Source organism: Pirellulales bacterium, from assembly GCA_019694435.1.
Classification (GTDB): Bacteria; Planctomycetota; Planctomycetia; order Pirellulales; family JAEUIK01; genus JAIBBZ01.
On the sequence record JAIBBZ010000043.1, the window covers coordinates 1 to 13,091 of the forward strand.

Sequence of the window (13,091 nt, forward strand, 5' to 3'; positions counted from 1 at the left end):
ACCACTACCTGCGCGGCCGGGCCAGCGGTGAGATCATCGCGCTGTTCCGCCAGGGATTGAGAGACGGTCGCCGCGTGGCCGAGACCTACGAGCTGCGCGGGTCGCTGCTGGCCGTCGAAAGCGCGTTGGAAATGGCCCAACCGGGCGAGTTGCTGCTGCTCCAGGCGGACGTGGTCGACGAAACGGTCGATTTCGTGCGCAACTACATCGCGGCCTTGCCGCCCCGCGCACTCAGCGCCGAGTTGGAATCTGCCCCGTGGACGGCTACCGCCGTGCCGGTGCTGATCTAGCGCCGCACTCGTCGGCTAACCGAAACGTTTCAGCGACTCGGTGTAGCCCATCTTGGGCGCGCGGATCAGGTTGTCAGCCAGCTTTTCACCCTCGGGGTCGAGATACAGCCGGCCCGTGGGCTCGGTATTGTCGCGCGACACGTTGAGCACGTGGATGTTGAAGATAAAAGCCGGTTCGTCGAGCGCCGTGAACCAATGCACGTTGTCGCGATGATCAGAGACCGTAGAACAGCCGCCGGCGCCAAACTCGCGATCGATCGTCGGACGGATCAGATAGTGGTCGGCCTCATCGGCGACGCGGTCGTAATGCCGGCCGCGAAAGTTGCCGCGCAGAATCAAGAACGCCGTCGACATGTTGTTATGGCCGTGCGGGACGACCGACCGGCCGCGTTTGAGCGCAAAGATCTGCTTGCCGAACACCAGATTCGTCGGCACACCGGCCACCTGAGGGAACTTGAAGCGCAGGCTATTGGCGCCCGAATCCACGATCTTCAGGCCGGCGGTCAGTTGTTCGAAATCGATCGCCGCGAGCAGATCGGGCAGGTCGACCTGGGCAAAGAGCTCCTCGATTTTGGCCTGCCATTGGAGGTCTTTGAGCCGTCCGTCCTTCAAGTCGAGGCCGAGCTGATTCACGTCGGTCAGCCAGCGCGCCGTGAGCGGCTTGATCGAGCCCGCCAGGGCGTCGCATTGCAGCAGGCTGTCGACCAGCGAAAACGTGGCCAGCGAGCCCAGGGCCCGCGCGGTGAATTGGCGTCGAGAGATCGGGATCATCTGCGTGCGGCTTTCTGCGAGGGGCTGGAAGACCACCTTTGCGGCCGACCGTGGTGACGACTGCGGCGATCGGCCCCCTGACTATACCACCGAACCACGCCGAATGAATCGTTTATAGCGCCTGTTCCGCCCGCCGCGTTCCGGCACGCGGCCGAAGGCATTCGCGAGACGGCGTTTGCTTTCAGGCAGGTCGCGGCTGGGTTAATCTGAGGACTCGGTGTGTCTTTCTGCCGCCGCCACCCCGTACTGGGGAATGGCCTGGTGAACTTCGGTCGTGATGGGATCCGTCGTGCAGCGTCACGATGCTCCGGCCTTGGTGCAGGCAACCGTCGAAGCAAGTCGTGCTTCGGACGAAGGTCGCGCTGCGCTGCAACCGCGGCAGATGACGCGCGAGACGAAGGTTTCGGTCGTGATCCCCTGTTTCAACGAACAGGAGGTGTTGCCGCTGTTGTTCGAGCGTTTGCAGGCGGTGCTGCCGACGTGGGGCACCGATTTCGAAGTGATCCTGATCGACGATGGTTCTCGCGATGCCACTTGGGCCCTGCTGCTGGAAGTGCACCGGCGCGATCCGCGCTGGAAGCTGTTACGCCTGGCTCGCAATTTTGGACACCAGACCGCCCTGCGCGCGGGGCTGCAAGCCAGCCGCGGTGACCTGGTCGTGGTGCTGGATGCCGACTTGCAGGACCCGCCCGAAGTGCTGCCGCGGTTCTTCGATCAGTGGAAAGCGGGGCACGATGTCGTCTATGCCGTGCGTCAGCATCGCAAGGAAGGCTGGTTCATGCGCACAGCGTATTCCAGCTTCTATCGCACCCTCTCGTTGTTGAGCGAGTTCGACGTGCCCTTGGACTCGGGCGATTTTTGCCTGATGGACCGGCAGGTTGTCGAGCTGATCAAGGCCATGCCCGAGCGGCAGCCGTTCATCCGCGGCCTGCGATCGTGGGTCGGTTTCAGCCAGGTCGCCGTGAGCTACGAGCGTGACGCGCGGGCCGCGGGCAAATCGAAATACAATTTCCGCCGCCTGATGGCCTTGGCGCTCGACGGGATTCTCAGTTCCTCGACGTACCCATTGCGCTTGGCGACGTGGTTTGGGGCCACGGTTTCGTGCATTGCGTTTGCCGCGGCGGTGCTCACGCTGTTCATCCGCATTTTCGCTGTGCAAGTCGAACCCTGGGGATTGCGCCCGGCGCCGGGGATCGCGTCGACGATCATTTGCGTGCTGTTTCTGGGCGGGGTGCAGCTCCTTTGCCTGGGCATCCTGGGCGAGTATCTCGGCCGGATTTACGAGAATGTCAAATCGCGCCCGATGTGGACCATACGCGAGACGCGCGGTCTGCACATGACGGTCAGCGACGCGCAGCCGCACCCCGGCACGCACGCCCCCCTGGGGCCCGTCTAGTGCGCCATTTGTGGCGGCGAGTCGGCGGCTTGCCGCGCCGCGTCGAGATAGGCGTCGCGCAGCAACCGGGCCCCGGGCTGGTCGCGTAGCTCGAGCAGCTCGGTCAGTTCTTCCCATTGTCGGGCGGTACGCTTCGCGGGCGCGAGCACTTCAACGTCGTGCAGCGGTTCGTGCCGGACCAGCGAGAGCAGCAGCGGCAAAGGTATCGACAACGGAGGCGCCGAAATCTGAACGTTCGGCAGCACTACCTGGCGCCGTTGGGTCCGCTGGGCACGCTCGAAGAGGTCAGCGGCCGCGGCCCACTCGGACAATTGCTCGGCCCGGGTTGTCCAATGCTGTGCAAGCTCGGGAGATGCGAGCCGTATGGCCTCGCTCCAGAGCCGCTGGTCCGACGCCGTCCAGGTGTCGCCGGGCACGAACATTAGCTGTGTCATATCGTCGTCAATGCAGACCGCGGCGAACGCCGAGAGGGGGAAATAGACGTCCAGCGCAGGCGGAACGTCGACCGGGATGTCAGGCACGCGCAGGACCTGGTGCCGCTCGATCGCCAATGCGCGTAACTTTTGCAGCGCCTGTTGATGCATTTGCACGATGGTCAGTTCGCTACGAGCAAACTGCGTCAGCAGATTCGCGGCCTGCGTCGCTAGGGCGTATTGCCGGGCAATTGCCATGATCGCGACCAAGGCCAGCGCAGCAGTGAGCGCCGTGCGGGCGAGCCCCGGCAGCGACCAACGCCTCATGCCCGCGAGCACGGCGGCCGCCATGACTGCCCAACTGAGCGTGGCGACGTACAAATAGCGTCCCCAACCGAGTGTGGCAGCAACGGGCAGTTCGCCGCGAAAGACGCGGGCCGCCAACAGGTGCAACAGTCCGAGCGCGACAAAGATCGCGACGACCCGCCGATCGATGCCAGGGACCAAGAACACCGCCACGACGCTCATGGCGGTCACGGCGCGGGCCGCGATCGAGGGCCAGTGCTCGATGGACACGGGGCCAAGGCCCGCGAGGTGGACGAACGCGGTGTAGGCCTGGCTGGCGACGCTCCGCGCGATGGCTGCGACGTCGAACAGCGATTGTGCCTTGAGCGTTGCGGGGACGCCGGCCAGTGTGACCACGACCGTCTGCAAGGTGCCGAGCAACGCGGCGGCAATCATCCAGGCGATCACCGCGCGCTGCCAACGCCGCGGGGCATCTGGCGGGCGCCCTAACAGGTATGCTTGCAACGGGACGATCGCGCTGAGCAACAAGATCGGCCCCCACATCAACACGCCGGCAACCAGGCAAACGAGCATTCCGGCAAGCCAGCCGCCTTTACCTGTCTCGGTGAAATGCGCCTGGCAATACATGGCCCCCAGCAGCCAAGTCAGGCCATGTGCGTTCAGCGCGCAGCAAGGCCACAACAGCGGATTGTCCCATCCGCCGATCGCGGCCGCTGCCCAGATCGCGGCCCCCAGCCCCGCGGCGAACCGATCGTGCAGCCAGCGTGTGAGCAGCAAGTAAACGAACCAGGCACCCAAGGCGTGGACGGCAAAGACGCAAACATGCCAGGCCCACGGCGTCAGGCCGAAAGCCCGGAGCTGCAATAGGTAAACGAGCCGCCAACCGGCGAGAAAATGCCCTTCGTAGGGGCGCAGGAGGTATGCAGCCCAGCCGATGCGACCCGTCGCGCGCAGGCCGGCCAGAAACTGCATGTAGCGATCGTCACGCAGATGCGGTGCCGAAAAGTAGGGGACGTGCGTTGCACATGCCACCGCGAAGAGCCCCACCAGTACGGCGAGCGCGAGCCTGTGCTCGCCGAGCGCCGAGCGTTTGCGGTTCACGACGCGCGCGCCGAGACCAGGGCCGGCATGACCGCCGGTTTTTTCGCCGGCGCAATCTTCATGCTCTTCGGGCGGCGCAGCAGCGCGCCCAGACGTTGCTCGAGCACGGTTTCGCTCTCGTTGTTCCACAGATTCCTGACCAGTTGGGCGAACCGCCACGGGCGAACGAGATACTGCAGCCCGAAGAAACTGGCCATGGCGACCAGTCGCCACCACAACAATTCGCGACCGCTCACATGTCGACAATATGCGGCCGGCGACAGCGGGTCCATAAAAGCGACCAGCGACTTGAAATAGCCCTCGTTCAAGTCGGGAATTCGCTGCTCGCTGCGCAACTCGTCGAACAACTGGCTGCCAGGATAGGGCGAGAACATGAACACGCCCGCGTCATGCACGCCGATGATCGCCAGTTTCCAGAGGTAGTACAGCGTTTCGCGCAGGTGGCGGCGCGTCTCGTGCGGGAACCCGACGATCATATTGACCTTGATGTGAATCCCTTCGCCGAGCGCCGAGCGGATCGACTGCGTGAGGTTGTCGAGGTCGACCTGCTTGCGGATTTGTTTCAGCGTGTCGTGCGAGCCGCTTTCGGGCGCGTAGGTGATGTTGCGGCAGCCCGTGCGGAACAAGGCCGCGCTGACTTCCTGATCGATGACCTCGGAACGCGTGCCCGTAGGCAGTTGCCAGGTAATCTTGACGTTGCGCCGTTCCAGTTCCGCGCAGAATTCCAGAATCCACCTGCGCCGCAAGATGAACGTCAGGTCGTAAAAATCGATGTTCGTCACGCCGTACTTGGCAATGTAGTGCTCGATCTCGTCGACGACCTTTTCCGGCGAACGCGGCATCCAGAGGTTGCCGTACATCACCGGATTCGAGCAAAAAGTGCATTTGTAAGGGCAGCCACGTGTCGCCAGGATGCCGATCGACCGGCCCAGGTACACGCCGTGGGCATTGCGGCTGTCGAGATAGGCCTCCATGGGAAACCGGTCCCAAGCCGGCCAGGGCATGTCGTCTACGTGGCGGATCCGGGCCCGCGGCTGAGTCGTGACAAACCGTCCATCGCGCAGGAACGCCAGGCCGGGGATCTGTTCCCAGTCGTCGCCCAACCGGTTGACCAGGTCGACGAACGTCTCTTCCCCTTCGCCCAAGACGACGACATTCAACTCGGGGCAATCGCGCAGCGAGTACTCGGCCAGAGCGGTCGTGTGCTCTCCGCCTGCGACCAGCACGGCATGGGGCGCGCGGCCGCGAATGGCTTGAATCAACGCACGGCAATACGGCCAGTCCTGCGAAAACATGCAGGAGATGCCGACTACCGCCGTCCGGGGATCGATCCGCTCGACGGTCTCGGCGATCGTCAGGCCCTGATAGATGTAGCCGTCTTCTTCGATGAACTGTTCGACGCGCTCGCCGATGGCGTCGACCACCGCAACCTCGGTGCCGTGTTCGAGCAGCACGGCCGCGACATAGGCCAGCCCCATCGGCGGCGTGACGGGCGAACTCCAGGTGCCTGCCGAAGCGACGATCGCGGGGCGGACTAGCGTGACGTGCCGCTCACGGCATACGACGGTTGGCGCGTCGACGCGCAGGTCGTCCTCGACTCGAGTCATAAGCGATCCATTCCCCACTGAATTGGTCGCGCGAACCCGGAGTTGTTCGATCACAGCCCGACCGATCCGGCCAGGCTTCTGTCAGCGGTAACGTCGATACTGGCCTCGGCTTAGGCCTGATGAGAAATCGCCGCAGAAGGGCTGAGAAAGCGCACTCTAAGTGTACCCCGACGGGTTGTCAAGGTTTTCGCAATTTGAACTGTCAAAAGCGATGCGTCGTAGCGATTGAAACGCCTGTCACCCGGCGAGCTGATCTGCGGCCTGCCGGCGATTTACCGCAGCAACAGCTCCAAGGCGCCCTGCAGCAGGGCCTCGACCTCAGGTCCGGTTCGCGACGGCGGCCCCGTTTCGTAGCCGCCTTGTGCGTAGGCGATCTCGGTACCGATGTAGCCTGCGCCATAGTCGCCGTAGGCGGCCATGCATACCGTCGCCTTCGGCCTGAGCCGTGCGGCGTATAGCTGGTACTCGACAAACAGTTCGCCCGGCATGTGCACGATGTCGAGGTCGTCGCCAAGCTGCAAGCGCGCGAGCACGACCGGAGTTCTGGCGGCAACGCGTTGATGAAAGGCCAGGTCGTTCGCAGCGCGCACCCGTTGTGCCGTCGGCAGGTTGACGTCGTCGAGCTGGGCGGCCAAGGCGAGGGAATCGGAAACCAGGTCACGTAGCGGCAAGACGGCATCCACGGTGTGCCATTGCACGTCGGCGGCTGTGATCGGTCGACGGGCGGTCGATTCCCAAGCACGGCGCATGCCGTCGGCCAGGTGCCCGGCGAGTTCGGCGCGCCGGGGCGGCGTTCCGTCGTTGTACTTGCCGGCGGCCACGTTACCCCCGGCGCCGTTGAAATGAATGTGCGCCACGCTGGGCAGCGCCGCGGCCCGGGCATCGCGCGCCAGGCCGACGAAATCGATGCTGACCCCGCCCTCGCCGTAGTAGCTCTGTGGGTGCGTGGCGTAGTAGCTCAGTACCGCGAGGGGCTGTTCGTCGTGCCAGAAGCTCACCAGACGTACGAGCGGATCGATCACGCCCTCGGGCAGCGCGCGGACCGCGGCATCGGCGCACGAGCTATAACGCACGAACTGGACGCGGCCGTCGCGCCCGAGCAGCCGGCGATTCGAGGCAACACCCTCGACGACGGCCGAGCCGATGCCGACGTGCGTCACCGGGCGTAATCCGTCCAGCGATCGGGTGACGGCGGCAGCCACCCCGTCTAGCGCGCGCTGCGCGAACGCCAGATCGGCCGTCTGTCCCCGCAAGCCTCGGGATGCCAGCAACTCCTCGGTCGAGCGGTCCTCGCCGGGGGCATCATGCTGATGCAAGGCGTGTACGCAGACCCGATCGCGGTCGGTGCGCGCGGCGGTCGCCAGTTGCTCGCGCCAATGGTCGTGGCTCGCATTGGCGATCCCGACCCAATCGACCGCGCAGAGCACGATCGGTTTGCCGGCGCCGACCAGCACGATGCCGCGTGCCGTGAGGCGATCGACGATGCGCGCCGCCGGGGGCACCGCGCCCTCGCAGAGCGGGCTGCCCAACGGCGGGGTGACATCGCTTTGAAAGACCGCGATTTGCAGCGTTTCGGCGCCGACGGCCGAGGATGAAAGCCACATCGCGGCGGGCAGCAGGAGCCAGCCGAGTCGAAACAGGCGATGGTTCATTGCCGGGCTCTCGAATAAGACGCTGCTGGTACCAGGAGCCGCCACCGTCGTGGCCGAAGCCATGGCCGGATTATCGCTCGGTACCGACAAAGATAAAGCTGGCCCAGAAAAATGGATGGCCGGCACCGACTCGTTCGCGGCGCTCGTGGAGCAGATCGAGCTGCGCCTGGTTCAGGGCCGCCAACTTGCTGTGGCCGGTGGCGAGGTAGCGATAAAAGCGGCTCATGAGCTGCTGCGTTTCCTCGTCGGGCACAGAAAACAGGCTGGTAACCACGGATTGCGCGCCCGCGTGCACGAGTGCACGACGCAAGCCGAACACGCCTTCGCCGCCTCGGATGTCGCCGAGCCCGGTTTCGCAGGCGCTGAGCACGACCAACTCGGTGCCTGCCAGGTCGATCTGGCTGACCTCTTCGGCCGTGACCCAACCGTCTTCCACGCCGCCGGCCCCCGCTTCATCGAGGTCGTTCGCGCCGGCCAGGACGATTCCCGAACGCAGCAGGGGGTTGCTCACGGATCGCAGACGCACCAACCCCCGGGCACCGCGCTCGGCGTCGGTGTCGTCGCCAGCAGAGGCGTCTTCACTGGCGCCTCGGACCTCGCTGGTGCTGTCCGTGGTGCTTTGTTGCGTGAGGAAAAAACCGTGGGTGGCGATGTGCAGAATGCGCGGCGAGTTGACGTGCTTGAGCGATTCTTCGAGCGCGCGGTCGCCAGTCAGCAGCTCGACGGGGCCAAACGGGCTGCCGGCGAGCGCTTGTTCGACTGCGTGCGCTTCGTTGGTCGCGCCGGCCAGCGCGCTCCACCTCAGGCCGCGCGTAGCGTCGGGCGGTGCCGAACGCAGGGCGAGATCGGGGCTCGCGGCCTGCTCGAACACGCCATCCTTTTCGGTGGCCTGCCAGGCCTGGACCCGGCCCTCGACCGACAGGTCGTAGTTGGGCCCGGCAAGGACCAGTGTTCGCGTGCCCTTGGCCGCCGGTTCGCGCAACAGGTCGCGTCCGGTCGAGAGGGTCGCAATCTGAAGCGACTCGATCAAGTAGTGTCCCGGCTGATCGACGAGGCTGGCGAAGGGGAGCAGGTGCAACTGGCCTTCGAGAGCCAGGTAAACCGTGCGGACCCCGCCTAGGGCGGCGCGGAGGGGGGCAAAAAGCTGCTCGTAGAGGGCCGCCGCGTCGCGCTGATAATCGTGCTCGAGGTGTTCCTCGCCATCCAGCGCCAGGCGGCGCGGCGTGTTGGCCACGAACTGCCGCATCCGTTCGATCTGTTCGTCAATGGCGTCGGCGTCGCCCAGGTCAAACATTTGCACGGGTGCCGACGCGTCGGCCCGCAACACGAAAGCGAAGTAGCGTGCCGGCAGGAAGAACTTGTCGTCGCTGGTGGCGCGAAAGTCGATCAGCCCCACGCGGACATACTCGATCAGCGCGGCATCGGGAGGGAGCCGCTTGCGCAGGTTGGCCACCTCGGGCCGCGTGGGGTTGCGCCCGGCTCCGAGTCGGCGCAGCGCGTCGCGGAGCTTGCTCTCGGCGTCGAAGAGCTGTTGTTCGAGTTCCCGCCTGCGCTGCGCCATGTCGTCGGCCGAGAGTCCGGGCGGCGGCGACACGGCCTCGGCCGCGAGTTGGCTGCGCAAGGCCCTGACTTGTCCCGCGCTCCCCGCCACGGCCGGCTGCAGCTCGAACAGTTGCTGGGCCGCGCGGAAATTACACAAGGCATCGAGCACCACCGCCTTGCGGCGCAGGACCCATTTCAGCGCCCGTTCCGGTGCGGCCGGATCGGCGCGTTCTAGGGCGGTCATGGCCAGCAGGTGGTTGTAGCGATAGCGAATCGCGTCGAGAAACGCAGCCAGCGTCTCTTTGCCGGAGAAGGCAGCCGTGTTCTCCAATTGGTACTGGTCTTCCTCGAGCGCTGCTTCGAGCTGCCGAAACGCGTCGGCTTTGCGATCCGTGGCGTAATAGGCGTCGGCCAGGGTTGCCCGGCTGACGGCCAGCGCCGGGTGCGATTTCGGCAGGATCTCCTCGCGCAGGCGAACCGCCTCTTCCAGCAGCGGCAAGCCTTCGTCGTACCGACCCAGGTGATAACAGGTGCGCCCGACCTGGCTGATCATCTGCAGGGTGCGCGGGTTGCGCGAACCGAGCACCTGACGCCGGATGTCGAGCGCTTCGCGAAAGAAATCCAGCGCCGCCGGATAATCGCCCCGGGCATAGCGGATGTTGCCCAAGGCGTTGAGCGCGTCGGCAACTTGCGGGGAGTTGTGCCCGACCAGCCGCAGCCACGCATCGCGATACTCGTTGAGCATCTGCTCAGCCTGGTCGTAGGCGCGCGCCTCTTGATAGAGCAGGGCCAGATTGTACTGGCTCTCCAGGTAGTCGGGGTGCGACGTCCCCAACCGCTCGCGCAGGATTTCGTTGTGCCGCATAAAGGGCGGCACCGCGCGGGTAAAATCCTCCACCTCGAAGTACACGCCGCCGATCGTGAGCAAGACGTTGGCATAGTCGAGGCTGTCTTCGCCGGTCAATTGTGCGTAGATGTCGAGCGCTTGCCGGGCATAATCGAGTGCCTTCGCCATGTCGGACGTGGACTCGTAGAGCACGGCCAGGTTGTGCAGCGAGTTGGCATACTCGGTGTGCTTGTCTCCATACAGCTCGTGGTTCAATTCGAGCGCCTCGAGATAGGCCTGTTCGCAACGGGCGTACAGGCCCATTTTGCGCAGGGTGATACCGAGGCCGGTCAGCGCGGCGGCATAGTCGGGATGGTGCTTGCCGAGCGTGCGCTCGCGCACGGCCAGCACCTGCTCGGCCAGGGGCAAGGCGGCTTCGTACCCGCCGACCAGCCGCAGCAGGTCGGCAACGCGATCGACGTGGGGCTGCGTGTCGGGATGATCCTGGCCCAGCAGCTCGACGTACACGTCCATCACTTGCCGCGCCAATTGGATGGAGTCGAAATACCGGCCCTGGGCCTTGAGATCATTGGCCTGGTCGATCCACTTGCCGGCGTCTCGCAGGCGTGCCCGGTCGGCCGGGGCGAGCCGCTGACGATCGGCCAGCGATTGCTGCGCGAGGCGCGCGTCGACCGAGCGCCAGTGATCGTGGCCAAACTGCCGTTCGACGAGCACGGCATGCAGAGCGGCGGCCTCCAGCGCCGGGGCGTCGGCCTGCAATTCTTCGAGCTTCGTAGCCAAAACGCCCGCGCAAGTTGCGGCGGCGCGAACGTCGTTGATGGGCGCCTCGGCCTGCTGGGCGATCAGCCGGCAGCCGGCGAGGCTCGTCTCGAATGCCTGCCGGGCTCGATCGGCGTTGCCCTGCGCCAGGTAGAGCAGGCCCAGGTCCTTGGTGCGCTCGGCCGTTTCGCCGGCTTCGGCGCCGGCATGCTGGCGAGCCAGTTGGACAGCTTCCTCGTAGGCATGGGCCGCCCAATCGAGGTTGCCCCAGCTCCAATGCAGATTACCGATGCGCGACAGGCTGAGGCGATAGTCATAACCCGTGGTGCCGGTGAGCGCCTGGCGAATCGCCAGGGCTTCGTAGAGCAACGGTTCCGCCTGGCCATACTCGCCCAGGGAAACGTACGCCTGGCCGAGATTGTCGGTCAGGTCGGCAAAATCGGTCGTCATGCGGTCGGTCAGGTGGCGCAGCAGGTCGAGCGATTGTTCGTACAGTGGCAATGCATCGGCCGTTCGTCCCAGATCGTCGTACAGGATGGCCAGCGCGTTGAGTCGCATCGCGAATTCAGGCGTGTCGTCGATTTGAGCCGCGCGGCTCACCTGGATCGATTCTTGCAAGACCGGCTCGGCCCGGCCGTACTCGTTCAGCAGTCGCAAGATGGTGCCGTGATTGTGCAGGCTGCGGACGAACGTCTCGGTCTGGAGAAAACGCTGGGGCCTTAATCGCTCGACGACGCGGCGAAAGATGGGCTCGGCGCGGGCGTAATCGCCCAGGTCGAGATAGAGTTGGCCCAGGCCCCCGAGGTGATTGTTGAAATCGACTTCGTATTCCGTGGTTTCAGCGCCGAGCGATTCCTCCTCGAGCTTGAGCCCCGTTTGAAACAGCGGCTCGGCGGCAGCCGAGTCGCCCAGCAGTCGCAGCGCGTTAGCGCGATTGCTAAGCAACACGCCGATGAAGGGGTGCTGGTCGCCGAGGTATGAGCGGGCGATCTGCTCGGCGCGCTGGTAGTAGTCGAGCGACTCGCGGTACTTTTCCAGGCCGAAATAGGTGTTGCCCAGATGGTTGAGCACCTGCGCGAGCGCCGGCTCGCGGTCGCCCAAGACCGCGGTCAACCGTTGAATGGCGTGCTCAAAATCGGCGATGGCCTGGTCGGCCTGGCCGGCGATGTCGTGATCGAGGCCCTCCAAGTCGAGCTTGAGCGCGCGCACGGCCAGGGCCCGGCGCTCGGCCGTGAGCTGGCCGAGGCGTTCGATCAAGCTGAGCTGTGCCCGGGCGTCGGCGACCGTCCAGTGATCGGCGCCATGCAGTTCGGTGCGCACGCGCAGCGATTCTTCGGCCAATGGGCGAGCCTGGTCGAGATCGCTCTGCAAGAGCAGTTGATTTTCGAGCGAAACCAGGGCCCGGGCGAGATTGGCCGCAGCAATGCGCACCTCGTGATCGTCGATTTCCGTGCCGCGGCGGTGCGCCGCCAGGGCCTCGCGATAGAGCGGCACTGCGTCGGCATAGCGCGCCTGATTGTCGAGCAGCACCGCCAGATTGTTGAGCGACACCGCGTAGTGCAGATGGCTGTCGCCTAAGACCGCGCGCCGCAGTTCGATGACCTGGCGATACAGCACCTCGGCCTGCTGCACGTCGCCGAGCGCTTCGTAGGTGCGCCCGAGGAAATCGAGCGCGTTGATGTATCGCGGATGTCGCTGCCCGAGGCGTGCCGCGACGACGCGCATCACCTGGCGAAATTGATCGGCGACGCCCTCCAGATCGCCGCTGTAGAGCCGCAACCGGGCGAGGGACCACAGGTATTCGGCCGTGAACGGATGGTCGGGACCCAGGATTTTGGAGCACAGCGTCAGCGCCTCGGTGACCAAGGGGATGGCGTCGGCTGCGCGTTGGGCGTCGTCGAGCTTTTCGGCCTCGCGTTCGGCGTCGATCATGCGCCGCCGGTCATCAGCCGTGGCGGCCTCGAGCACAGGTAGCGTGTCGATGAGCAGCCGCGTCTCGGCGGTGCGGTAGTCCTCGGCGCCAAGCGTTTTGACGCAGCGCGGCAGATTCTCCTGGGCGATCGTGCGGGCCGCGGCAAAATCGCCGGCTTGCCAGGCCAGGCGCGCCAGCCAGTTGTAGCTCTCGAGGGCCGCGGGCGAATCGGGGCCCAGATCGCGCTGCTCGATGCCGATCAACTCCTGGAGCCGTGCGCGGGCCTCGTCGTATTTGCCGTCGAGCCAAAGCTGATTGACCTCGGAGGCCAGCTTGCCACGCACGGCCGACTGCTGTTCGACGGGCGCGGCGTCGGGCGCCGATTGCGCCGGTGGCTCGGCGGGCGGCGCCTGCGCCGCGCCCTGGCACGGCTGCCATACCAGTGTCGCAGCAGCGACGGCCAGCGACACCGCGGGAACAAGCAAGCGAGACAAC

The 13,091-nt window shown here is 65.4% G+C and carries 7 protein-coding genes; 2 read left to right on the forward strand and 5 right to left on the reverse strand.

Annotated features, from left to right (window positions below; all coding sequences use genetic code 11):
* The coding region (locus K1X74_21065; protein MBX7168840.1) for a hypothetical protein at positions 1–290 on the forward strand (290 nt) is incomplete at its 5' end.
* Positions 291–305: 15 nt separating this feature from the next.
* Here the strand turns inward: K1X74_21065 and K1X74_21070 are convergent.
* Positions 306–1,061: a hypothetical protein gene (locus K1X74_21070; GenBank protein MBX7168841.1), complete on the reverse strand. Its 756-nt coding sequence runs from the start codon at positions 1,059–1,061 to the stop codon at positions 306–308.
* Positions 1,062–1,335: 274 nt separating this feature from the next.
* On the opposite strand from K1X74_21070, the gene K1X74_21075 reads away from it, so the two are divergent.
* Positions 1,336–2,457, forward strand: a complete 1,122-nt coding sequence (locus K1X74_21075; protein ID MBX7168842.1) for a glycosyltransferase family 2 protein — start codon at positions 1,336–1,338, stop codon at positions 2,455–2,457.
* Here the strand turns inward: K1X74_21075 and K1X74_21080 are convergent.
* The 4 genes from K1X74_21080 to K1X74_21095 all read right to left on the reverse strand — a co-directional run bounded on the left by K1X74_21080 (position 2,454) and on the right by K1X74_21095 (position 13,081).
* Positions 2,454–4,277 (reverse strand): hypothetical protein, encoded by a 1,824-nt coding sequence (locus K1X74_21080; protein ID MBX7168843.1) that lies wholly within the window; start codon positions 4,275–4,277, stop codon positions 2,454–2,456. The two genes, K1X74_21075 and K1X74_21080, sit on opposite strands and share 4 nt — an antisense overlap.
* On the reverse strand, positions 4,274–5,884 hold the full coding sequence (locus K1X74_21085; protein MBX7168844.1) for a B12-binding domain-containing radical SAM protein: 1,611 nt from the start codon (positions 5,882–5,884) through the stop codon (positions 4,274–4,276). Before K1X74_21085 ends, K1X74_21080 begins: the two co-directional genes overlap by 4 nt.
* 272 nt (positions 5,885–6,156) lie before the next feature.
* A complete protein-coding gene (locus K1X74_21090) occupies positions 6,157–7,536 on the reverse strand; it encodes a hypothetical protein (GenBank protein ID MBX7168845.1) in 1,380 nt (459 codons plus the stop codon).
* A 70-nt stretch (positions 7,537–7,606) separates the two neighbouring features.
* Complete coding sequence (locus K1X74_21095) at positions 7,607–13,081, reverse strand: CHAT domain-containing protein (GenBank protein MBX7168846.1); 5,475 nt, start codon at positions 13,079–13,081, stop codon at positions 7,607–7,609.
* Positions 13,082–13,091 lie beyond the last annotated feature (10 nt).

Excerpts from the sequence above, each read along its gene's own strand:
- K1X74_21090 (MBX7168845.1), bottom strand. The coding sequence starts at position 7,536 with ATGAACCATCGCCTGTTTCGACTCGGCTGGCTCCTGCTGCCCGCCGCG.
- K1X74_21070 (MBX7168841.1), bottom strand. The coding sequence starts at position 1,061 with ATGATCCCGATCTCTCGACGCCAATTCACCGCGCGGGCCCTGGGCTCG.
- K1X74_21085 (MBX7168844.1), bottom strand. The coding sequence starts at position 5,884 with ATGACTCGAGTCGAGGACGACCTGCGCGTCGACGCGCCAACCGTCGTA.